At 45.0% G+C, this 24,515-nt stretch carries 16 protein-coding genes; 15 read left to right on the top strand and 1 reads right to left on the bottom strand.

Annotation, left to right across the window (positions count from 1 at the left end; genetic code table 11):
* Positions 1–36 precede the first annotated feature (36 nt).
* From MKZ13_RS17255 to MKZ13_RS17185, 15 genes are all read left to right on the top strand, one after another.
* Positions 37–1,014: an aldo/keto reductase gene (locus tag MKZ13_RS17255; protein ID WP_339176950.1), complete on the top strand. Its 978-nt coding sequence runs from the start codon at positions 37–39 to the stop codon at positions 1,012–1,014.
* A 421-nt stretch (positions 1,015–1,435) separates the two neighbouring features.
* The gene (locus MKZ13_RS17250) at positions 1,436–2,536 is read left to right on the top strand and encodes an AAA family ATPase (RefSeq protein ID WP_339176948.1); all 1,101 of its coding nucleotides are present in this window, start codon (positions 1,436–1,438) and stop codon (positions 2,534–2,536) included.
* Positions 2,524–4,992 carry a DUF5682 family protein gene (locus MKZ13_RS17245; RefSeq protein ID WP_339176946.1) on the top strand — a complete coding sequence of 823 codons (2,469 nt, stop codon included), beginning with the start codon at positions 2,524–2,526 and terminating at the stop codon, positions 4,990–4,992. Before MKZ13_RS17250 ends, MKZ13_RS17245 begins: the two co-directional genes overlap by 13 nt.
* Positions 4,977–6,200 (top strand): VWA domain-containing protein, encoded by a 1,224-nt coding sequence (locus tag MKZ13_RS17240; RefSeq protein ID WP_339176944.1) that lies wholly within the window; start codon positions 4,977–4,979, stop codon positions 6,198–6,200. Before MKZ13_RS17245 ends, MKZ13_RS17240 begins: the two co-directional genes overlap by 16 nt.
* A 19-nt stretch (positions 6,201–6,219) precedes the next feature.
* On the top strand, positions 6,220–9,777 hold the full coding sequence (locus MKZ13_RS17235) for a DUF4132 domain-containing protein (RefSeq protein ID WP_339176943.1): 3,558 nt from the start codon (positions 6,220–6,222) through the stop codon (positions 9,775–9,777).
* A gap of 4 nt (positions 9,778–9,781) precedes the next feature.
* Positions 9,782–11,614 (top strand): hypothetical protein, encoded by a 1,833-nt coding sequence (locus MKZ13_RS17230; protein WP_339176942.1) that lies wholly within the window; start codon positions 9,782–9,784, stop codon positions 11,612–11,614.
* Positions 11,601–11,879 (top strand): hypothetical protein, encoded by a 279-nt coding sequence (locus MKZ13_RS17225; protein WP_221821486.1) that lies wholly within the window; start codon positions 11,601–11,603, stop codon positions 11,877–11,879. The genes MKZ13_RS17230 and MKZ13_RS17225 overlap by 14 nt, the downstream gene beginning before the upstream one ends.
* A 220-nt stretch (positions 11,880–12,099) precedes the next feature.
* Positions 12,100–12,642 (top strand): sigma-70 family RNA polymerase sigma factor, encoded by a 543-nt coding sequence (locus MKZ13_RS17220; RefSeq protein WP_339176939.1) that lies wholly within the window; start codon positions 12,100–12,102, stop codon positions 12,640–12,642.
* Positions 12,643–12,655: 13 nt separating this feature from the next.
* Complete coding sequence (locus MKZ13_RS17215) at positions 12,656–14,071, top strand: hypothetical protein (RefSeq protein ID WP_339176937.1); 1,416 nt, start codon at positions 12,656–12,658, stop codon at positions 14,069–14,071.
* Between the two features lie 97 nt (positions 14,072–14,168).
* On the top strand, positions 14,169–16,676 hold the full coding sequence (locus MKZ13_RS17210) for a WG repeat-containing protein (RefSeq protein ID WP_339176936.1): 2,508 nt from the start codon (positions 14,169–14,171) through the stop codon (positions 16,674–16,676).
* Between the two features lie 426 nt (positions 16,677–17,102).
* Complete coding sequence (locus tag MKZ13_RS17205) at positions 17,103–18,902, top strand: ABC transporter ATP-binding protein (protein ID WP_339176935.1); 1,800 nt, start codon at positions 17,103–17,105, stop codon at positions 18,900–18,902.
* Complete coding sequence (locus MKZ13_RS17200; RefSeq protein WP_339176933.1) at positions 18,899–20,647, top strand: ABC transporter ATP-binding protein; 1,749 nt, start codon at positions 18,899–18,901, stop codon at positions 20,645–20,647. Before MKZ13_RS17205 ends, MKZ13_RS17200 begins: the two co-directional genes overlap by 4 nt.
* A gap of 83 nt (positions 20,648–20,730) precedes the next feature.
* Positions 20,731–21,693: an ABC transporter substrate-binding protein gene (locus MKZ13_RS17195; RefSeq protein WP_339176932.1), complete on the top strand. Its 963-nt coding sequence runs from the start codon at positions 20,731–20,733 to the stop codon at positions 21,691–21,693.
* A 166-nt stretch (positions 21,694–21,859) separates the two neighbouring features.
* Positions 21,860–22,297: a hypothetical protein gene (locus MKZ13_RS17190; RefSeq protein ID WP_339176931.1), complete on the top strand. Its 438-nt coding sequence runs from the start codon at positions 21,860–21,862 to the stop codon at positions 22,295–22,297.
* Between the two features lie 299 nt (positions 22,298–22,596).
* Positions 22,597–22,995: an RDD family protein gene (locus tag MKZ13_RS17185; protein ID WP_339176930.1), complete on the top strand. Its 399-nt coding sequence runs from the start codon at positions 22,597–22,599 to the stop codon at positions 22,993–22,995.
* Positions 22,996–23,401: 406 nt separating this feature from the next.
* Here the strand turns inward: MKZ13_RS17185 and xerS are convergent, their stop codons facing one another.
* Positions 23,402–24,475 (bottom strand): tyrosine recombinase XerS, encoded by a 1,074-nt coding sequence (xerS, locus tag MKZ13_RS17180; protein WP_339176929.1) that lies wholly within the window; start codon positions 24,473–24,475, stop codon positions 23,402–23,404.
* Positions 24,476–24,515: the final 40 nt, after the last annotated feature.

Genomic DNA, 24,515 nt, shown 5'->3' with positions numbered 1-24,515 from the left:
ATGCTTGGTAAAAATGAAAATGAGGTGAACGCTGACATGTCTTACGCACAACTTCCTTTGCATCATCACCAGATTCCGACAAGTCGAATTGTTCTTGGGTGTATGCGGTTTGGGGGTGAATGGGATGGGCTCCCCATTACTTCAGATCTTGTAATAGAAGGTCATCGAGCGGTAGAAGCAGCTATCGAAATAGGCATTAATCACTTTGATCTGGCTGATATTTACACACGTGGTAAGGCAGAGCATGTCTTGGGGCGAGTTTTATCCGAAACTCCCGGCTTGCGTGAACAGATCATTATACAGTCGAAGTGTGGTATACGTCTTGTAGGTGATGATGAAGGACCGCAGCGTTATGACACCTCAGGTGCACATATCCTGGCGAGTGTGGACGGTATCCTGGAACGGCTCGGGATCGATTATCTGGATATTTTGCTGTTACACCGTCCTGATCCACTTGCGCATCCGCAAGAGATTGGAGAAGCACTGGCTGAGCTGCATCATTCCGGTAAAGTACGACATTTTGGTGTGTCCAACATGGGTTCTGAACAGATTCGCCTTCTTCAGCTTCATAGTAAAGTACCTCTGATTGTGAACCAGCTGGAGATGAGTCTGGACAAAATCGGATTCGTAGAAGCTGGTGTGACGGTAAATCGGCCGCAAGCCAGAGACAATATTTTTCCCTATGGCACGATGGAATATTGTCAGGCAGAGCATATTCAACTGCAGGCTTGGGGTCCACTAGCTCAGGGGCGATTTACTGGCAGGGTGGTTGAGGGACAGCGCGCAGAGATTGAGCATACGGCTCAATTGGTTGATCGAATGGCTAAGGAGCGTGGAGTTACACCTGAATCCATCGTATTGGCTTGGTTAATGAAGCATCCAGCAGGTATTCAGCCCGTGATTGGTTCAATTCGACCAGAGCGGATTCTGGCCTGCCGTGACGCGACAAAGGTTGAGCTAACCCGATATGATTGGTACAAGCTGTATTCCGCTTCGTGTGGGCGTAGAATGTAAGTAGAGACTTCTGAGAGATTGGTTAGTTTCGATTAAAATTCATAGATGTTGGGCGAAATTTGAACATATAAGAAGACACAGGCAGCTAATGGCCTGTGTTTTCTTTGTGATATTCGGCTTCATTTGGTTGAAACACATGATCGAAAGTGTAATGAATCCTGAGCTCATATGGCCTACAATGCGTATACATGGGTAATAAGCATGCTGAATCGGATCCGAAACCAATGTGTTGGCACGGCTGTAAGGATGGTTCACCTTCATACTTGCGCTAGAGGCTATGTCCATGGACTTAGGAAGAGTGCTGATAAGAAGGACGTTTCAACCATTTTTATCGTTTTACCGGGTAGTTGTTCGAGTGCTGTGATAAAATGATAGGAATAAGAACATACGATCTGTTTATGTGAGAGGAGACACCTTGACGATGGAGATGCTTAAACCACCCGCCGAGACATTATACGAGGTTGAATTACGCGCGCTGCAAGAGGAAGATCAGGGCAAACGTCCCCCGAACTGGCTGTTATCTCCCGCCTATGTGCGCGATTTTATTATAGGCAGGGATAAGCCTGCATTATTGAATGGAGAAGAGATCCCGATTACCCGCAAATTCTATGGCAATGACGTGTTAATTGAACGTGCAGTGGTTACTCTGGCAGGCAATCGAGGATTAATGCTCGTGGGAGAACCCGGGACAGCCAAGACCATGCTTAGCGAACTACTGACCGCAGCAATCTCCGGAACCAGTCTGAACACGATTCAAGGTACAGCAGGCACAACAGAGGATATGATCAAGTATTCCTGGAATTACGCCATGCTGCTTGATAAAGGCCCTTCGGAAGCCGCACTTGTACCATCGCCGTTATATAACGGAATGAAGAAAGGTATTCTTACCCGTTTTGAAGAGATTACACGTTGTCCCGCGGAAGCGCAGGATAGTCTGATCAGTATTCTCAGTGACAAGGTCATGAGCATTCCTGAACTGGATGGTGGTGTACTATTTGCCCAACCGGGATTTAACGTCATTGCTACAGCCAATATTCGGGATAAAGGTGTTAACGAAATGAGTGGTGCATTGAAACGGCGGTTCAATTTCGAAACGATCAAGCCCATTCATAACGTGAAGATGGAAGCCAAAATCATTGAGTCCCAGGCACGAAGCCTGTTATTACATAGTGGAATTGATATTGACATTAACCCGGACGTAGTTGAATTGCTGGCTACAACATTCATGGAACTGCGCACCGGCATGACACGGGAAGGCTACAAGCTCGACACCCCTCAAGCATCCATGAGTACGGCGGAAGCAGTGTCTGTCTATGTTCAGAGTGCGATGACTTCCTATTATTACGAAGATAAAGCTATTGCATTGGATCGGTTGGTGCAGAACATGCTGGGCACCATTGCGAAGGAAAACGACAAGGATCTGTCCATTCTCAAAACCTACTTCTCCAAGGTCGTAAAAGAACGTTCCAGAGAAGAGGGAATGTGGAAGGACTATTATGAGGAGAGAAAATGGATCGGTTAACAGCAGTTCTGGACCCTGATGTTGAGCAGTTACAATCCTTGTTCGAATCCCAGGTGTATAACCTGAGTAATCCTACGGTTTATTATCCAATACGACACCATAGCCCTGCATGTTCATATCACTTGTTACGATTAATCGGGGAGTACAAGCCGGATATCATTCTGATCGAAGGACCAGAGAGTGGCAATCCGTTAATTCCGGTGCTGAGTGATGAGGCAACCTTACCTCCTGTCAGTCTGTACTATACCTACGAGAGTGAATTGGAGAGAGAAGCCTGCTATTATCCGATGCTTCGGTATTCGCCTGAATATGTAGCTTTGAAAGAAGCAAAACGGTTGGATATTCCGGCGAAGTTTATTGACTTGGACTACCAACACTTCTCCACTCGTGCATCCAAATCCGGCCAGACAGAACAAAAGGAGATCTCCATCCAGGACGAAACCTTGCTTGCGGGGTCTGACTTCATTAACCGGTTGTGTCAAAAAACAAACTGCCGCAGTTTTGATGAATTGTGGGAAAAGATGTTTGAGATCGGTGGCCTGGAGAAATCTACTGAGGAATTCGTGCAGGATGTATTCACGTATTGTACTTTATCCCGAATGTGTTATTCCACGGAACGATTACAGTCTTCAGGTGATCTGGCAAGAGAATCACATATGAAACAACATATTAATCAAGCGGTGCAGGAACATGACCGTGTGCTTGTCATTACCGGTGGATTTCATACGTATGGACTGTTGATGTCAGAGAAACATGAATCCCAATTGGAACAGCCAGAAATGGATAAACAGCATGCAGACCAACGTTTGGATGGACAAGGTAAACCAGGTACGTCTCAACAAAGTGCGGTGAATCCAGATACGGTTCACCAACAAATGTACCCGATGGTCTATACCTTTGCTGAAGCGGATCGGCTCAATGGATATGCGAGCGGCATGCCTTATGTAAATTATTACGATCAGATCTGGAACCAGCTGCTTCGCAAAAAGAGTACACCATATAATCTAACAGCTCTGGACTTGTTATCCCGGCTGATGCGCCAATTACGGGACGGACACGAACATGTATCAACCAGTGATGCAATTGAGGCATACAGTATGATTCAAGGTCTTGCCGGGCTTCGGGGTAAAAGGGAAGGCGGCGTCTATGAGTTGATGGATGCAGCACTCTCTTCCTTTGTGAAGGGGGAACTTACCTTGGCGACCGATAAACCGCTGCAAGAGCTGCAGCAGTTATTGACAGGAGACGTCATTGGAAGCGTGGCTCCCAATTCATTCAGTATTCCCATCGTGGAGGACTTCAAGGCGCGTTGTACAGAGTACAAACTGCAGATCCGCACAACAGGACAACACAAGAAAGTGCTGGATCTGTATGCAAAACCGGAGCATCGTCAGATAAGTCAATTGATTCAGTGCATCACCTATCTGGTTCCGGAATTCGCAAAACGGCAATCGGGGCCGGACTGGATCGCAGAGCGTGATATGAATCTTGTTCGCGAAACCTGGATTTATATGTACTCCTCCCGTATTGAAGCCAGATTGATAGAAAACTCTCTCTATGGCGGAACGCTTGCTGGAGCGGCTACACGCAAAATGGAAGAACAGATGCAAGAAATACCGGATCATCATAGCGGTGAACTTGCCCGACTCATGCTTCAAGCGTTACTTATGGGGCTTCAGGACACAGCGATGAAACTCTATGAACAGGTCCGCTCAGCGCTGAGAACGGACGGGAATTTTCTATCCCTATGTAATAGTCTGCATGTCTTGAACCGAATTCATCAACACCGCAGGTTGCTGGGATTATTTGACGAGCAACATCTTCCTGACCTGGTATTCGAAGCTTATAGAAACGCCGTGGACAAGTTGTTACAGCTCTCCAGAGCCAATCCGGATGAACATGAAGCCATTATTCAGGGATTGAAGCTGCTAGCCATGCTCGCGGAGTCATCAGAGGGGTCTTTTCAGGATGAGACATTCCGAATACATCTGAATGAGCTTCTGTCGGATCACCAGCTTCCGGCTCAGCTGGAGGGTGTGTGTGTGGCTATTTCCTCAGGGCTCGGTGACAGGCCCAGGGATGAGATTGTTGATCGTGCTCGTGGGTATATCCATGGTACACCGGATCAGACCCGTCAAACGGCACTTTTTTTACAGGGAGTATTCACTGTAGCACGTGACGCTTTTTTGTATGAAGATCAGCTGTTGTCCGAGTTGAACTATCTGATTGATCAGCTGTCATACGACGACTTCATCAGTATGGTACCGGAATTAAGGCTGGCATTCACCTACTTTACACCCATGGAGACGGGCTTGATTGCCGAGCGGGTGGCGAGTCTGCATCAGGTTGAACCAGAGGAAATGTTGAGGCCTGCGGTAGATGAGCAGATGCTGATCCAGTCCAAAGCATGGGACGAAGCGCTTCGAAAGGAGTTTGCCGCATGGAAGCTAATATGAATGAAGCGAATCGGACAACGGAAGAAATCGGAGAAATAGATGAACCCTCCAATCTGGATGGAAGAAACCGAGGGGATCATCATTCTGCTGAAACTTTAAATCGATGGCGTCTGATTCTCGGTGAATCCGCTGAAGAAGGGTTGTGTAATACAGACCAATACACTTCGGCTGAATTTCAATATACGGAAATCGATGAGATTCTGGGGTATCTCTATAACCGTGAATACGGTGAAGAACAAGGTTATCGAAAAGAGGGAGGACGCGGTGCGTCTAACCTGACTGTACCGAAATGGCTGCACAAGGTCAGGGATCTATTCCCCAAACCAACGGTAGAAATATTGGAAAAACAGGCGCTTGATCGTTATGGGCTGACAGAATTGTTAACGGACAAAAAGCTGCTTGAATCCCTTGAACCAAACATGAATCTGCTCAAGAACATTATGCAGTTCAAAGGACGGATGAAAGGTGAGGTGTTAAAGAGCGCCAAGGATATTGTGCGAACCGTGGTTGAAGAGCTACGCAGCAAGCTGGAATCTCAGACCCGAGCGAGTATCATGGGCAAGCGCAGTCGCTATACCTCCAGTTCAGTGCGATCCTTACGCAATCTGAATTTCAAGCGAACCATCACCAAGAATTTGAAGAATTACGATAAAAACAAGCGCAGGTTTGTGATTGATCGTCTGTATTTCGATGGGAATATTCAGCCCCATAACAAGTGGAACATCATCATTGGTGTGGACGAGAGTGGCAGTATGCTGGATTCAGTCATCTACAGTTCGGTGATGGCCAGCATCTTCTATCGCTTGAATGCACTGCGCACCCAATTATTCATATTTGATACGCAGGTTGTTGATCTGAGCGACAGGTTGGAAGACCCCGTAGACGTGCTCATGAATGTACAGCTCGGCGGGGGCACACATATTACCAAAGCGCTGCGTTATGGCGAGACGTTAATCGATAATCCAGGCAAAACCATCTTTATTCTGGTCAGTGATCTGGAGGAAGGGTACCCGATCGCGCAAATGTACAAAGCCTGTAAAGATATCATAGATACAGGATGCAAGCTACTGGTTCTCACTGCACTCGATTTTAACGGGGATTCAGTCTATAACAAACATGCTGCACAGACGTTAACGAATATGGGCGCACATGTAGCCGCAATTACGCCTAACGAACTCGCGGATTGGATTGGCGAGATCATCACTTAAATTCAAGGAGGAATGTGTAATGCTTACCGCAGACCGCGCAGTTGAAACTTTGGTGGAGAAATTCGCAGTAACCTGTTCAAACGAGTATTCATTAAAAACAGATCGCAGCTCCGAAATTATCGATTACGTCTTGGGAACGACAGACAAGTTCCCGGATATGATGGGAAATTCGAGTCATTATGTGTATCAAACGATTGATCTGCTCATGAAGCTTGCCAAAAAAGACGATGGAGATATCTTTTACCGTGCCGGGGCTATTGTGATATATCTGGAATCCAATTATTCCAAAAGAAATTCATGGAGAACGGATGCCTTTACTGTCTGTATGGGAAATGACTCCGAAGCTTACGGATTAAGCGGGAAGAGTAAAAGCGCTGGTCGCATGGATGGATTGTTGGCCCGGTTGGAGAAGATCAAACAGTTTGCAGGCGAGAACGAAATTCTGACTGAATTAAAGAGTAAATTAAAGCGTGCCCAGTGGCTTTTTGATTCCAAAAAAGCGGACAGTCAAGGGGATTACCGGGATGTAATTAATGCATTAATGCTGCTGCAATTATATTCAAGACTCAGTGACACGGCTTCTCATCTTGCAGAGGTTCAATCTTCTGTTCAATCGTTACCAGTGTTGTTTCAACATGTAATGGCTAATGATCCAGATAAGTTGCGGGACGAGCTACATACGTTGATTGAACCTGTAGTGGTCAGTAATATTCAAGGAAAACATAACGGATCTTTCCAAGAATTGAAGGATGAATTCCTCAAGGAGAAGCGTAGTCAGCTCATAGCTGAACTGTATCCCAATACGTCTTTCTCTTCAAAAGAGCAATGTTCACACACTGTATTCCATCAAACTATGGTGCTTGTGAGTGGTACCTTGTTGTACCTGATTAACATTAGCGGAGGTAAACAACGATTCCTTGATACGAACAGTGAGATTGGACATGTTTTGCTTCACACAATACATCAATTACATGAGATTTATCCACTTGAAGTTCGCCGTTACTTGCTGAGTATGGACCCTAGAGCCAAGAGTCCAAATGATCTGCTTGCTGGACTTGTGCCTCTGGATGAACCTTATCAGTTGGTTGAAATGTTGCGGGACGAGCTTAATTCGTACACGGTATCTTGGAACATGTTACAATCCGCGATCGCGAATCGTCCTGAACAAGCGATTCGAGCATACGAGATTATCAAACCGCCATTCCTCAAACTCTGCATTCAGAAATTCATGGAGGATCAAGGATTGACATTGCCTAATGCGGAGGGGTCACTGGAGCAAGCGGTATTTAACGCTCTTCGGCATCCTTTGGACGGGGGACGTCAAGGACTTGCGATTGCAAGATACTTAAGTGGGGAAAACACCCTGGAGGAATATTGGGAGGACCCAAATAGTCGTGGGATGTTTAATCAACTGAATCGGGATAAGAAGCGTGTTCACAACCTCATTAGTATTAGTTTTCTGCCCTTGGATTCGGAGGCGATGCGCAGGTTCGCAATCCTGACCACTCATCCCGATTGGACACTGGATATTATCTCGGACATGTACAATTCATACGCTTTTAGTGGAGAGCAGCTGCTTCAACGTTACGGGCAAGACCCTGAGGTGCAACGTGAGAAATTGCTAACCAGCCTGATCTCACTCAATGGCATGACCGACTACAGATACAAATCGATGCCGCATGACGAATACCGCCGAATCATTCAGCAGAATCTGGACTATGCACTGACACAGTACAAGAAACTGCCAACAGATACGCGCATTTTAATTCTGGAGATAACCTTTGAGCAGCGTGATGAGTTATCGAAGAAAATATTGGCTGAAGCGATTCGTGCCGGACTGCAGGATTCTTCCAAAAAGGCCAACGGCGTGGCGTTAGCGGAATTCAACCGTATTCCGGATCAGGACTTGTATACGCTCGTATACCTCTCGGAGAAAAAAGTGGCGATCAAAGAGATGGCTTTGACCGCGATCCGCAGTTTGGAAAACAGCAAGGAGCTGTATGGTGAGCTTTTGAAAAAAGAGAAGTCCGATGAGTGGAAGAGCTTGATCCAAATTCTGCTGGATACCGCAGATCTGAGCCCGGAGTATGCTCATGCTGCGCTCGCTGATCAGGCAGATAGCAAAAAGCTGTCCAGATTAAGCTGGTTGTCTCTGAAAGACCTCCCTTCACTGATACGTATTGAAGACAATCAGCCTTTAGATGACCGGATTAAACAGTATGCTTTGGTCCAATCATTGGATCATACATCCGGTCCTAATGAACGGTTGAATGAATTACGAGATTACGTAAGTGAGGCATCGCTCGCTCGTTTTGCAAGTGAATTGCTTCAGGTCTGGATTCAAGAAGGTGCCCCCGCGAAAGAAAAGTGGGTGATGTATGTTTCAGCACTCTTTGGTGATATTCAGATTGTGAATATTTTGGCTCCGCAAATTAAGGAATGGACAGAAAACAGTCGTGGCGCGATTGCAGCAGATGCTGTAAAAGTGCTCGCTTATCTGAAAGATCCATCCGCTCTTATGGCGATTGACAAAATCAAACGTGGGGTGAAGAACCGTCAGGTGAAAGGTGCAGCCGAGGAAGCGTTGCAGCTTGCAGCGGATAATATGGGACTTACCTCGGAACAACTCGAAGATCGGCTGGTCACTACACTTGGTTTTGATGAAAAAGGAACCATGCAGCTGAGTTACGGAGAGCGCTCCTTCCTGGTTAAGGTCAATGGAGACTTACAGGTCGTTGTCTTAAATGAAGAAACAGGAAAATCCGTGAAGAGTCTTCCTGCTCCTGCACAGAAAGATGATCCTGAATTGGCAGCGCAGTCCAAGGCACGTTTCACACAGCTGAAAAAAGATCTCAAATCCATGGTTAACATTCAGGCGCAGCGTCTTGAAGAGTCATTGTCCAAGCAACGTCTGTGGTCTGCCGATGAGTGGAAAGCACTGTTTGTACAAAATGTAATCATGCAAAAATTTGCTGTTGGTCTGATCTGGGGAACGTATGAGGATGGCGCATTAATCAGTACGTTCCGTTATATGGAGGACGGCACCTTCAATTCCGTGGATGAAGACGAGGTTGATCTGCCTTCAGGTGCACAAGTGGGACTTATACACCCGTTGGAGCTGGATCAGGCGACACTTGAAGGTTGGACAACGCAGTTGGAGGATTACGAGATCAAGCAGCCATTCGAGCAATTGAATCGTGAGATTCACCAGCCGGAAGATGAGGATAAAACGAAGAATGAATACGATCATCTGCCCGAGTCTGATTTTTCACCAACGGCTTTCCCCAAAGCACTGGAGAAATACGGTTGGATCAAAGGACCGGCACAGGACGGCGGCTGGTATCATGAATTTTATAAAGAGTACGGAGATCTTGTTGCAGAATTGCAATTCAGCGGTACGAGCATCACGTATTACGAGGGATTGGATGACATTACCCTGGAATCCCTTCATTTCTTCAAACCGAATAACAAGCAATATTATTACTATGGTGACAACAAACCCATTGCTCTAGGAAACGTTCCAGGTCGCGTGTTCAGTGAAACGATCTACGACATTCTGAGAGCAACGGGGCGTTGATGACGTGAATGGATTCAAGGAAAAATTCCGGATTTTTTCGAAGCAGTGTACGGAGGATTATTTGATTCGGTATGCCAACAAGGGGTTGTACAAAAGGTCTTTGAAAGAGTTGGACAATGGTGTAAGTGTAACGTACACATGGAATGCATCATCTGTGAGTTGTCAGCTCAGTGACGGGACACAATGTACGCTTGAAAATACGCTGGATCATTGGGAATGCTCCTGCCCGGCCGATCATATCTGCAAGCATGTGCTTATTGCAATTCTGTATGATCAACGGGAATATACGGCAGAGGATTCAATGAATGCAGACAAGAAGCATGCGCTGGATAAGGACTCAGGGATATCGGATAATGATCCATTGGACGTACCAAAAAACGTATCAGTAACAGAATCAGCATCAAACTTAGTATCAAATGTGGATGATTCAAGCGAAGATCCGCATTCAGTTTCTCGTGAGATCGAGTCTCGTTTTCGCTGGATGACTGAGTCTGACCTTACCGTGTTAATTAAATCGTATAGTTCTTCCATGATTGAGGAAGTTGTCTTCCGACTGAGATACCCAGAGGAAATTAAGATCATTGAAGATTCACTTCTTACGGTTCATCTGACCACCCAGAATATCGAGGTGTCTTTTACTGAGGAACCGAATCTTGCAAAAGCACTATGTAAGGTGCAGCAGACAGCTGGGAAAATGGCCAAGCTTGAAGCTTTGCTACGGTACCGCAACCTAAAAGGCCTGGATGATACGGATGCATTAAGTGGACGGGTGTACGAAGCCAAGTTCTCTCTTCAGACAGTGCAGGAATGTCGGGTTATGCTGGCAGGATTGTTGAAGACGGGACTGGTCCGCCTTCCTCAGTCCTATATGGCACAACTGGAGACATTGGCAATCGCTGCTCATAGTGGCAACCTGCCTGACATAGAACGCAGTTTACGAGGGATTCAAGGGGAACTACAGTTGTTTTTCAACAGACATATACGTTTCTCCATGCAATCCATGTTGGATCGGGTAAGCAAGCTGTATCTTGCACTCCAGGTTCTTGAAGAAGAAAAGGTGTCTGCCATTCAGCAGAGTCAGCTCATTGGCAGTTTTCGAAGTAAATACTTTACGGTTCCTTCACTTCACCTGTATGGACTGGGAGCTGATGCGTGGGAGACACGATCCGCATTCCGTGGAATCACCTATTATTTCTATTGTTTCGATGATGAGGAAATCTACACTTATAGCGATGTACGTGCTGTATATTATGATGATCAGCAGTTCTCATATACAGAGCATTATGGTGCATTCACACCATGGCTGCCTAATCTGACCTTTCGCCAGTTCGTCGGTGAAGAAGTTCAATTCCATTCAGTTAAAGTGAATGAAGAACGCCGGATCTCTTCCGGGGAAGGTGCCAAGCTTGCGATTTTGCCACGAACGGGTGTGGAAACGTTGAATCTGGGCAAAACCATGCAAGACGTAACGTCTGTACTTCAAGAGGAATCGCGATCGTTCGACTTGTTTGCTGCTCCCAAAGAACGATTGGTTGTGATCAAAGTTGCTCGAATTGTGGACCATAACTTTGTCAAACAAACGCAGGATCTTGTCCTGACGGTTGAGAGTACCGAAGGAGAACGATTGGCACTCACTCTCCCGTATTCATCTGACTGGCAGGTGATGATCCAAAGACTGGAGTCAGGATATGGCTCCCAATCGCTTGAACATTTCTATGCCTTTGTGCGTGTGGAACCAAAACGGATTAGCCCAATTAGTTTCCTGAAGGGCCAAACGGTGCTCAGTCTGAAACTGGATATCGGAAATGGGAGGATGGGCAGACTTGGAAGAATATAATCAGTTCATGCAGAGAATTAACGGCTGGTCAGAAGAGTTGCTGCTGCGCGGGTTATCCCAGTTTACGATCCGGGATATTGAGGTACTTGAGCAACTCGCAGCGGAATCCTCGCGGTTGCAGATGAGTTTCCTGCATGAGTTGTTGAATCACCTCATCAAGGAAGGGCGTAGCGTGGCTCTTGGACAAAGTAATGAAGAGTTGCTGTTATTTCAGTATTGTCGTCTCACCCAATATGTACAGCTCAGTGTGCAAGAAGAGGCGTAATAATGGTTAGTACTCCATGAGAAGGCACATGAAGCGATATGATGTAATAAATAACGATGTATTATAGAATATAAGAAGATTTGCAGCAGGCCACAAGGTCACTGCAAATCTTTTTTATCGTGGAGTAAGTAAAAGTCATTTGTTAAACGAATATAGGTAGGTAGCACGGATCAATACAAACATTCGTGATATGAGCATGGAAGGGAGGGGACATCTAATCGTGGAAGAAGAACAGATACGGAAGGCAGTAGCGAATCGTGATCCTGAAGCCATGGAATGGGTGATGAACCACTACGCAGGTTTGTTATGGAAGATTGCTCATTCCATCCTACATCATGCATCGACAGAAGAGATTGAAGAATGCGTAGCAGATACATTTTTTGCTTTTTGGCAGAATCCGGATGCATTCCAGTCTGGGCGAAGTAGCCTGAAAAATTACCTTGCAACAATCACGAAACATAAAGCGATTGATCGCTACCGGAAACTTAATCGAAGATCTGAGCTTACATATGAAGAGGAGATTCATTCGGTGCAAACGGAGGATTTGTTGATTCAGGTGATCACTAAAGAGACGTATACGGAACTTAATCACATGATTGAATCTTTTCCAGAACCGGAACGGGAGATTATGAAACGTCGGTTTTACGAAGGACAGAGACCCCATGAGATATCGGAAGCATTGTCTCTACACGTTAGGCAAGTCCATAACAAGCTTTATCGCTCCAGGCAACGATTGAGGACATGGTGGATGAACAGGAAATAAAGGAGGCGATCCAATGCGAAAATCCGAAAAAGAATTTACTGAACAGAACCTCTTTAATATTAAAAAGTTGTTCTATGATAAATTGGCGATGAATGAACCACCGACCCTTACGAGTTCAGATACATCTTTTTATCCACCTGTATTATATCCATCCGATCCATCCGCACAGACCAAGAAGTCCATGAATAGGGGAAGAAAGTATCGTAAAGCCATCTATATTCCTGTAACCGCTGCGTTATCGTTATGTCTTGTTACGGGTGCAGCTGCATCGGTGGGCATCATTGACCTGCCTTCTATTCTTCATTTTCTAGGTGCAGATCGGATTGGCATTCTTCAGCCTGTTCATCAGGTGAGTGAAGATCAAGGGATTCGAATGGAGGTTATAGGTGCTGTCAGGGACGGAGATACAACGGAAATCTATGTTTCTTTGTCAGATCTGACGGGTCAACTTATTGACGAGACGCTGGATGTATATGATTACAGGGTCACCGGAGGTAATGCAAACAACGCTCAGATTATTCATTATGATGAAGCTAATAAAACGGCTATTGTCCGATTCCTCATTCAAGGAAAAGTCAGCAAAAATCGAATTACCGTTCAGATTAATACGCTGATGTCAGGTACATCTCGACAAGATGGTTACAACGTACAAGTGGACTGGGAGAAGTTGCTACAAGAAAAGCAAATCAATAGCTATGATATCCTGGATCGAGATCGTATAAGTGGCTGGGGAGGTGAAACTGATATTCAAATGGAAACCGATCCAATTCCGGTATTGCATCAAGATGTAACAAATGTCCCCGTTTCCGGTATTGATTGGATGCATATTTCTAATATAGGTTTTGTGGAGGGCAAGTTACACATTCAGATTAATCCGGATAATGAGATAGGCGAGTATAATCATGGATATTTCTACTTCACGGATGAGCAAGGTCAAAAGCTCGATATACCTGAATATTCCGTTAGCTATGGACATTACATGAAAGATGGGGTCGGGTACGGAGGAGATTATGAGGAGTTTGTGTATGATCTGTCTGCTGTTGACGATTTAGATAAGCTGAGACTTCAAGGCAGTTTTACGAGTATTAGTGAAGTTGTTCAAGGGAAATGGAAAACGACCTTTAACTTAAGTCAAAATGCTTTGAGTAAAACAGGAAACGTTCAGCTTGATGAAAATGGAGACTCACAGGCAAATGTAACCCTTTCCGCAGTTGGCGTCACACTTACAGGTGAGGCACTGAGCAAGATTCCGGTGGAGGACTTGAGTATTGAAGTTCACCTGAAGGATGGTACAAAGTTGTCTGGAGCATCTGGTTTCCTCCAGCTGGATCAGGATCTCATTAAGTGGATATCCCCTACAACCATTCCGGTGAACGATGTGAGCTACCTGCTACTCAATGGAGAGAAAGTGATTGTGCAAGATAGATAATATAAATAGTAAAACTTATATAAAATGAATTACATGTCATATCCCGATTTATGACGCATACCATTAGGCGAATGCGGTCATAAGGGAGGAAACTGATATGTCCATGAGCGAACCGCTGTTAACGCAAATTGTGAATCAACATATTCCGGCTGGTGCAACGGTCGTCACTATTGATAAACCTGTTCAACATCCAGCGATCTATGCGGCAGATCTTACCGGTGACGGTATGCCGGAGATTGCTGCAGTCTATCAGTTGAATGGTGAGCTGTATTTGCTCATTCTGAAATTTGTTCAAGGACATTGGATCAAGATGGCACTAATTAAGGGATTGGGGTATGGGGTGACTTTAATGACTGCTGCCCCTGTAACTTCAACGGCAAGGAACAATCTCATTATCGGTTGGCGGATTGGTTCTATTTGGTCTAAGCTTGCTGTATATGAGTGGACTGAATCAGGGCTCAAAGATCTGGCGCCTGACGATCTATATTATAGCTATGCAGAGATTATAGATATGCCTGGTACACATGGTCGAGATGGCAAGGTGGAGATTGCACTCTGGATTCATGATACAGGGGAAGCCTATCGTGTGGAGATTATCCGATGGCAGAATGGGAAATGGGTTCCTGCACCGGACGTATATGCAACCTATTATCCAAAAGTGGTGCAATATTACGAGCAACTAACCCAGCAATATCCTGATTATATCTTTTACTGGTATTACCTTGCGGATGCTCAGTACCATGCGGGCCAGTATCCTGCAGCACTCGCTTCCGTTCGGAAGGCACTCAGTTTCCCGGAAGCGTATCCTTCCAGAGAAGTACTACAAGAGCTGGAAAAGAAAATTGAGCAGGCGATGGTCCCTATAAGCCATGCCAGGGTAGCAACAAGGTTATATCCAGTCTCCGTTCGAACCACGAGTGGGACGCGTTGGGGGTATATGGATGCCCAAGGGCACATTCGGCTTGAGCCTGTACTGGATGACGCGCAAGAGTTTCAGCCCAATGGATTGGCTGTGGTTGTGAAGGATGGTCGTGCCGGCGTTATTAATCTTCAGGGGCAATATGTCGTTCAACCTGTATACGATTCCATCAATTCCTTTTCCGAAGAACGCGCAATAACAATTGATTCTCAAGGATTTAAGATGATTAATGAACAAGGTACTGTCCTGACCAAACGGGCGTACCCGTATATCTCGAATATGAACGACGGCCGAGCGTTGTTTTACGATTCAAACCCTGGTCAGGCAGATGGATCGATGAGTCGGTACGGTTATCTGGATGCGTCGGGCAATGAGGTGATTCCGGCACAGTTCGCTTCGGCGAATGATTTTCAAGATGGCAAAGCAGTTGTGCAGATTAAGGACAATGAATATGCACTCATTAATCGCAATGGACATCGGCTAGCAACATATCCATATGCCTATGTGGGACCACTAGGGGATGGGCTGTTGGCTTTTCAAAAAGAAGTATCGGGCAAATATGGCTACATCGACGAACGGGGGAATATTCGTATTCAGCCCAAATTTTCATCGGCATTTCCTTTTAACGGCGGCCAAGCGATTGTTAATACAGCGGAGGATTACAAATCGAACTATGGTGTCATTAATGCGGAAGGATCGTTTATTATTCAACCCGCGTTTAATGACATTCGCGAACTAGGCGAGCATCGTTATGCGCTGGGGCAAGCAATTAATCCCGAACAGCCGTATATTGGCTCTGTATACGCGATTGCAGATACCAATGGCAGAAGGCTTACGGAGTTCGTATATCGGGAAGTAGGCAATTACAAAAACGGCCTTGCCTCCGCATCGGATGGAAGACATACCTATCTGTTGGATCTGAGTGGAAGACCTGCCGCTGGGTATCCACATGTAGAAGGTTCCGGTACGCTGGAGGTCTTGGCACCAGATCTGATTAAGGCCTATGTAGACCAGCGCTTATCGTATGTGAATCGGGCCGGACAGATCATCTGGCGGCAAAATACAATCGTTCCACTTCATCTGCCGTACCGTGTACGCGAAGAGAAGTACAAACCAAACAGGGACTATCTCGTATATTATCCGCAGGTGGAGGGATTAACGAACCAAGCGGAGCAGCTTGCGCTGAATGCCAAGTTGAAGCAGCTCTCCCAGGTTAAACCGATCCCTGCAGATCAACAGCTGGATTACACGTATACAGGTGATTTTGATGTTACGTTTTATCAGCAGCAATTGCTACAACTGCAACTCACAGGTTATAACTACCCGGCGGGTGCAGCGCATGGTATGCCTACGATGATCTATGCGATCATTAATCTGACGAATGGTCAGTTGTATGAGCTGAAGGATTTATTTAAGCCGAATAGCGACTACGTAAAAGTGTTAAGCCAGATTGTGGGGGATCAGATCAAAAACGATCCTCAATACTCGTATGTGTTTCCGGACACCTATACGGGGATTAGTGCGGATCAGCCGTTTTTTGTCACAGCGGATGCTCTGCATCTCTACTTCAACCCATATGATATCGCACCCTATGCGGCAGGGTTTCCAACGTTTAAAATTCCCTTTCTCCAGATCAAGGACATCATTAATACAGAAGGTTCGTTCTGGAAAGCTTTTCATAGTTGAGTGCCCATTCACAGGTTAAGCGAGGAAGCCATATATCTAATATGGCTTCCTTTTGGATTCAATAGGCGACAGTTTAATGATGTAAGTAACTCCTTCACATATTTATCCATACTAAATGGAAAATATTACGGGAGTTACAGATCAAATAAGTCACATTTATCTATACAAGTAAAAAACGAAAACATTCTCCAACAACACTTCTTTTTCTTGGCGAGAATGTAAATGCTTCACCAGTCATTCTCAAGTTAAGCGACGAGGTCATATGTCCAATAGGGTTTATAAGAAGCTGTGAGACAACAATAATCCGTGAAGAGGTATTATTGCTCCGCGAAGAGGTAGTGATCATTCAGGGCTCTATGAGATATTAATGTGCGTATATAACACCGCGCTATATTGAGAATGATTATTAATATCAGGAGGGGTGAGATGAACAACACGTCTGAAGTGTCCGGACTAATGCAAGTAACGAAGGAGCGCAAAGGTCTGCTGATTACAGCAAGTATCTTCTCGACCCTGTCGAGTCTGTTGCAGATTGTTCCTTTTGTCGGAGTGTATAAGATCGTTGAGGAACTGCTTACACATGCGGGGCAACCCTCTGCCATGGACAAAGATCTGTTGATCTATTGGGGGATCATCGCGTTCGTAGCCCTGATTGCAGGGCTTGTTGCGCTCTATATCGGGGGGATGTGCTCACACATCGCTGCGTTCAACATTTTGTACCAGCTCAGAGTGAGACTTGCTGAACATGTTGCCAAAGTACCGATGGGCTATCACACCCGGACGGCAACTGGTGAGCTTAAGAAGATCATCGAAGTCAGTGTGGAGAAAATTGAGAAGTTTATCGCCCATCAGTTGCCGGATCTGGTGAGTGCGATCGTTATTCCACTGATGCTCTTGGGATATCTGTTCTGGCTCGATTATCGCATGGCGCTGACGCTTTTGGTTCCGATTGGAATCGGGTTCTGGCTGCAAAGTCGTCTGTTCCGCAGTGAACGAGGCCGTCAGGCTTATCGTGATTTTCAACTTGCCATCGAAGATATGAATGCGACGGGTGTTGAATACGTGAGAGGTATGCCTGCGGTGAAAGTATTTGGCATTACAGCCGATTCGTTTCTGACGTTCAAACAGGCGGTGACGCGGTACCGGGATATTTCGTTGAGAATAACAGATTTGTGTAAAACATCCTACGGGCTGTTTTTTGTAATCATGATCTCGTTATTTACCTTCATCGTTCCGGTGGGTATTCTGGTGTCGAGTGGAAATGCGGGGAATCAGTCGTTTGCGATCACGTTTATTCTGTTTCTGATCATTACCCCGAGTCTATCTGCTCCGTTATTGAAGTTAATGTATCTGGGTAGTGGGATGCGAGAGATTGTGGAAGGACAGAAACGGATAGAATCGGTGTTTGCCGAGCCGGTTGTACAAGAACCTGAGTTGCCTAAAGTTCCGGATACATATGAGGTTGCCTTTCGGCAGGTATCTTTTGCTTATGAACGTAAGGAGAGCGAAGCATATAAACCTGTACTTGAACAGATTGATTTTGTAGCCAAAGCAGGAGAAATGACCGCACTTGTCGGACCTTCTGGTGGGGGGAAGTCAACCATTGCGAATCTATTACTTCGTTTCTGGGATGTTCAGGAAGGTGAGATTACGATTGGTGGGATTCCGATTCAGGAGATGGGTACGGAGAAACTGATGGATACCGTGTCCTTTGTATTCCAGGATGTACATCTGTTCTACGATACGATTGAAGAGAATATTCGGATGGGCAATACATCAGCTTCACGGCTGGACGTTATAGCTGCGGCTCAAACTGCTTGCAGTCATGAATTTATTGAGAAACTGGATGCCGGATATGACACCAAAATCGGAGAAGGCGGTACGTATCTATCTGGCGGTGAAGCACAGCGAATTGCAATTGCACGAGCACTGCTTAAAAATGCTCCCATTCTGGTCCTGGATGAAGCGACGGCCTACGCGGATGCAGAGAATGAGCACAAGATCCAGCAAGGTCTGGCCCAATTGGTTCAAGGCAAAACGGTATTGATTATTGCTCATCGTCTAACAACGATTCGTGCAGCAGAGCAAATTCTCGTGATCCGACAAGGGGCAATTGCCGAGCGTGGGACACATGATCAATTGCGTGCATTAGGCGGAGTATATGAGCACATGTGGCAGACCCATATCAGTGCAGCTTCCTGGAAGCTTGGAGGTGCAGTGCAATGAGGAATTATTTATACAATATATCTGGGGGTAACCCTCGTAGTCTGCTTCCTTCGGTAATTGCAGCGATTCTGGACGGGATTGCAAAGATTGTTCCTGCGGCGCTGCTTGTGGACATATTTAATACGATCTATACGTCTTTTGCTGAACCGGACAAAGGACTGGATATCAACCGAATGTGGATTGTATGCTGCATCTTGTTTGTCTGGATTCTGGTGGAGTATGCGGCTTACGCCTCACTCTATGACAAGACCTATCGGGCAGCATACAGCCTTGCGGCCTCAGGAAGGTTGAAGTTGGCCGAACATATTCGCCATCTGTCGCTAGGTTTTTTCGGAAAACGTGATCCTGGGGATCTGACGAATCTAATCCTGAGTGATTATGGTCAGGTCGAGCATACGATCTCTCACAATCTGTCGCAGCTGATCAGCGCGATTGTGCTTCCGGTGCTTGCTTTTGGCGGACTTCTGTTGGTGGATTGGAGAATGGCCGTAGCTATGTTTATTGCCGTTCCCTTAGGTGTGGCGCTGTTATGGCTTACGGATTCGATTCAGGCACGACTGAGTGAGAACCATGTTCGAGCCAAAAACGAAGCCGCCAGTCGGCTGCAGGAGTACCTGAGCGGTATTCGTGAGATTAAGGCCCACAATATGGGGGGCAAACGTTTTGAGCGGCTACGTCGTTCTTTTGACGAATTGAAATCGGCTTCCATTCGGTTGGAAGGCATCATGGGACCGATGATCATGGGAGCGATGTTGCTTGCACGATCAGGAATGACATGGATGATTCTGGTGGGCAGTTATTTGCTTGCAGGCGGTGAGTTGTCCTTACCGGTATTTCTGTTATTTTTGCTGGTAGGTACGAAGGTATTTGAACCGTTAACGGTTGTACTGATGAGTTATGGGGAGATGCGGTACTCCGCATATAGTGCAAGGCGCATTATGGATGTGCAGCAGGAAGTTCCGATGGCAGGAAAGGGAGATGTACAGCCCAATCAGGCGATTTCATTTGACCAGGTGACCTTTGGATATGATGATCAGCAGCCGGTGTTGAAAGACTTGTCGTTTACGATTGAGCCGCATACCATTGCTGCGCTGGTTGGCCCATCCGGTAGTGGTAAGAGTACAGTCACACGTCTCATTGCCCGCTTCTGGGATGTACAGCAAGGAACGATTCGCATTGGCGGCAGACCCGTTGATCAGATGGACCCCGAGAAGCTGTTGCAGGATATCTCTGTGGTCTTCCAGGACGTGTATCTGTTCCAGGATACAATCGGCAACAACATTCGTGTAGGAAAGAAAGGCGCTACGCAATTCGAGATTGAGGAGGCGGCACGGAGAGCTTGTTGTCATGCATTTATCTCCAGTCTGCCTCAGGGATACGATACGCTCGTTGGTGAGGGTGGATCGACGTTATCTGGTGGGGAGAAACAGCGGATTTCCATTGCACGTGCCTTGTTGAAAAATGCATCGATCGTCTTGCTTGACGAAGCCACCGCTTCACTTGATCCGGAGAACGAAGCCGCGGTGCAGCAAGCGATTAATGAGCTTGTGGCCGACAAGACGGTCATTTTGATTGCACACCGATTAAAGACCATTCAGAATGCCGATCAGATTATTGTATTGGACCAAGGTCAGCTTGTAGAACAGGGAACGCATGCGCAATTGCTAGGTTACTCGGGCATCTACGCTCGTCTGTGGCAATTACAACAGGATGCTGAAGGCTGGCAGGTAAAAGTAAACGGATAATGAGTTCGATGAGATAGATAAAGTAACTGAAGCGAGTAAGCCTCATGTGGCTAATGAACTGACATAAAAGGAGAATGACAACGATGTTTAAGCGAATTCCTGTATGGATTGCACTATGCTGTATGCTCACCTTGGCGGCCTGTGGAACAACCCAGACGACCAGCGAAGTGAACAGCCCCTCCGAGGGAACGGTAAAAGCAACGACCAAAGTGATTACCAATCCAAATCGAGAAGAGATTACAATTCCCTTGAGCCCGGAGCGCATTGTCGATCTATCCGGCTCGACAGAAGAGCTATTAATCCTTGGCAAAACGCCTGTAGCGACGATGAGCGCTGATTATGGTAATCCGGAGGAAATCACACCAACCATTAAGGATCAGCTGAGTGCAGATACTGTTAATCTGGGCTGGTATGGTTCACCGTTCAGTATTGAAGCAATAGCAGGAGCCAATCCGGACCTGATTATTCTGGGAAAGGATTTTAACACGGATCAATATGGAACTTTATCTAAAATTGCACCAACAATTGCATTGCCATACTCCTACTATGATTGGAGAGAACGCCTGACATTCCTGGCAGATACGTTTGGAGAAGAAAGCAAGAAAGATGAATATCTGGCCAAGTATGATGCGAAATCTGCAGAGTGGAAACAAAAGCTGGAGGCGGCTGTACATGGTGAATCCTTTGCCGTAATTGAGACATATCCAAACAACCTGGTCATTTATTCCAATAAAGGGGCAGCTGAGATGTTATACAGTGAATGGGGCCTGAAGCGCACAGAGGGTATCCCTGATCCAGAGGGCTGGGGAGGCAAAGAGATCGCTCTAGAGGCTCTAGTTACCGTTAATCCGGATCGTCTGCTGTTGATGGAGAATAGTGAGAACAAGATGGTCGATAGCAAGGTGTGGAATAACATGAACGCAGTGAAGAATGGCAAGATCTATAAAATCTCCAATGTCGATAATTATAATTATTCATACACAGCGATGGGGAGAATGGAGCTTATGGACCGTTTGGGTACGATGATTCTGGAAGGCCAGAAGTAGTTGTTGGATTAGAGCAATTCATGATGGATTAACTTTAACATTTACAGAATCTAATGGCGGCTTATGTATAATTGTGTAGTTTGTTCGAAATCATGTAACTTGAGCGGTTCTGGCTGCGTTTAGACATTGGGGTGATCTGATGTTGGTGAACGCGGTTCAACGTTACATGGTATTAGGACTGATATTTATCGGAATCTTCTTTACAGCACTCATCGTTCTTGAGAGGATAGAAGGGTACCATATTACAACGACAGAGTATTACGGCTTACGTAATCTAGGGGGCTTGATATATATGTTGTCGCTCATCCTGGGATTTGGTCACTATTTACTCGCTTTTTATGTTGTTATTCTTATCCCGATCTCATGGCTGCTGCGGAAATATGTATGCTTTCCTATGGTGAGAACTTTCATCTATATGATTGGGTTTGGATGGGGCGGGCTATGGGTTTTTGATCTCATGTACAATCCATATTTCGTGAGTGGATACCATCTGAACCAAATGACATCGATATGGATATTTGCCATCGCCGGTTTAGTCTACGCCATTGTGGAGAATAAGATTTGGCGAAGAGGGCAGATGCAGAACGAACAGAAGGCTACTTAACAAATGTTGAGTAGCTTTCTCGGTTTACATAATTATTATGGTGTTTTCATTGGGGAATCAGTTAGAAAGGATTATGTAAGAGTAAGTAGTGAACATGAACAGCGGTTGAGTTAATTCGATAGTTTGTTATAAAATTCACAAGGGATGCGAGTGAAATGGAATAGGAGTTTTATCGTAAATAGGTAAAATTTTCTGTTATACTATTTGAGTTGTGTACATAAAGTTAGATATTTTAATGAAGGGAGTTCATGAAAGAAATTAGCCGTTTAGTTTAAAATTGTAGTTTGGAGGAAAGCATTTTGTATAAAGCAGGTTTTTGGATTAGATTAGCAGCAAGTGTGTTGGATAGTCTGATTATTTCAATTCCATTAGTAATTATTGCAGGTGTGCTTACGGGGAACTTTGATGCGGATGAGCCGATTGCCAAACTGCTTAGTGCGTTATACTCAATCTTATTACCAGTTTACTGGTATGGTCGAACCATAGGGAAACGTATATGTGGAATTCGTATACGCCAATACGACACACACGAACCGCCAAAAATTGGTACAATGCTGATGCGAGTTGTTGTAGCTGGACTTGTGTACGTATTAACTTTGGGTATCGGAGTTATTGTGAGTGCTTTTATGGTCGGTATGCGTGAGGATCGACGTGCGATTCATGACTTCGTAGCAGGAACAGAAGTAGTTTGGGATTAATCGGATTAAAGTCAGGTAGAAGTAAAAAAAAGGCTGCACAGAGTTAAAAATCATGTGCAGCCTTTAAAAACATTATTACTGTTTCACAAAACTCGTATTTTGTACATATGTATTCAATTCATATCGCTATCGTTTCCCGATAGTTACATGATGTACATTGACACAAAGTTCCCTACCAAAATGACACAAAGTACCCTACTATCATGCATTTATGCCCTTTGTTAAAATTAACGGAGCAAATTTGGAACTTGGTAGGCAACTTTATGATGTCATTCTCCAGTCTGGTAGGCAACTTTATGTCATTCTCCAGCCTAGTAGGCAACTTTATGTGTCATTCTCCAGTCTGGTGGGTAACTTTATGTCAATTTTCCAGCCTGGTAGGCAACTTTGTGTCACTCCCTCCAAATTATTTATCCATGTTGTTTACAGCATTTTTCATTTGATCATCTGTTAAGTGCGTATAAATCATTGTAGTTTGTATTGAAGAATGTCCTAATTGATTTTTTAATTTTGGGACATCATTATTCTCAATATGATAACGTGTGGCAAATGAATGCCTCAAAGAATGAACCGTCAAAGCCGGCTTTCCAAAGGCTGTTGCATATTTCTCAACAAGTTTTTCTATAGAACGTTGTGTTAAACGTCTATTTTTACCTTTGCGTCCTACAGGTGCTGCAATAAACAAATATTTTTCATTTTTTTCTGGGGTATATCTTGTTTCCCTTACCTGCAGGTAATTCTCAATATCTAGGGATGCTTGGCTGCTAAAGTAAACATATTGCTCTTTTCCCCCTTTTCGAGTTACTCTTACAGATGATTTTGTCAGGTCTAAATCCTCAAGATTGATTCCGGAAACTTCCGATAATCTAAGTCCTGATCCTAAGATTAATGAAATTATTGCCGTATCTCGTTGACGATTAAACTGATGGAAATTCATGATACGTTTATTTGTTTTGTTTAATTCGCCATAATCGTATGCTACAAACACTCTAAAAGCTTCAAAATCATTTTCTCTCAGTATTTTCCCTTCCATACGATTCGCGATCGTTTCCTGACTTTCTTTTACTGCATTCAAGTCCATTTTAGCCATAACATTTCGTTGTATATAAGGCTTTAAATCAATTGTTTCGGCTTTATTCTGTAAGTAATCAAATAAGGACTTAAGAGAAGAAAGCTTACGGTTTATTGTTAGCTTATTATTCCCAAGTTGATACTCCAAAAAAGACAAAAAGCTTTCTGTTTCACGTATCGTTAATGTTTCTAGCGTGGATAATTCAATTTCTGTTCTTTTTTGAGCTGTGGTAAAGTTCTCTGTAATCAGCCAATCAAAAAAGATAATATAATCGTGGCAGTAATTAAGAAGTGTTGAGGCAGAAAGCTTACGCTTCTTACTGTCAATAAATTCAGTAACATACCAAGGTAATTCACTTAACTTATCGTCAATTCGACCCATAAGGTGTAATTTAGCTTGTTTATCCAAAAGCAACCACCCCCAAATGAATATAACTTCTAAGTAATTA

The organism is Paenibacillus sp. FSL R5-0701, from assembly GCF_037973995.1.
Taxonomy (GTDB): domain Bacteria; phylum Bacillota; class Bacilli; order Paenibacillales; family Paenibacillaceae; genus Paenibacillus.
Note: the sequence above shows the minus strand (reverse complement) of the source record. Positions and strands in the feature narration are given on the sequence as shown.

Excerpts from the sequence above, each read along its gene's own strand:
- MKZ13_RS17190 (WP_339176931.1), top strand. The coding sequence starts at position 21,860 with ATGGTATTAGGACTGATATTTATCGGAATCTTCTTTACAGCACTCATC.
- MKZ13_RS17210 (WP_339176936.1), top strand. The coding sequence starts at position 14,169 with ATGTCCATGAGCGAACCGCTGTTAACGCAAATTGTGAATCAACATATT.
- MKZ13_RS17245 (WP_339176946.1), top strand. The coding sequence starts at position 2,524 with ATGGATCGGTTAACAGCAGTTCTGGACCCTGATGTTGAGCAGTTACAA.
- MKZ13_RS17240 (WP_339176944.1), top strand. The coding sequence starts at position 4,977 with ATGGAAGCTAATATGAATGAAGCGAATCGGACAACGGAAGAAATCGGA.
- MKZ13_RS17200 (WP_339176933.1), top strand. The coding sequence starts at position 18,899 with ATGAGGAATTATTTATACAATATATCTGGGGGTAACCCTCGTAGTCTG.
- MKZ13_RS17250 (WP_339176948.1), top strand. The coding sequence starts at position 1,436 with ATGGAGATGCTTAAACCACCCGCCGAGACATTATACGAGGTTGAATTA.
- MKZ13_RS17205 (WP_339176935.1), top strand. The coding sequence starts at position 17,103 with ATGAACAACACGTCTGAAGTGTCCGGACTAATGCAAGTAACGAAGGAG.
- MKZ13_RS17255 (WP_339176950.1), top strand. The coding sequence starts at position 37 with ATGTCTTACGCACAACTTCCTTTGCATCATCACCAGATTCCGACAAGT.
- MKZ13_RS17215 (WP_339176937.1), top strand. The coding sequence starts at position 12,656 with ATGCGAAAATCCGAAAAAGAATTTACTGAACAGAACCTCTTTAATATT.
- MKZ13_RS17195 (WP_339176932.1), top strand. The coding sequence starts at position 20,731 with ATGTTTAAGCGAATTCCTGTATGGATTGCACTATGCTGTATGCTCACC.
- MKZ13_RS17235 (WP_339176943.1), top strand. The coding sequence starts at position 6,220 with ATGCTTACCGCAGACCGCGCAGTTGAAACTTTGGTGGAGAAATTCGCA.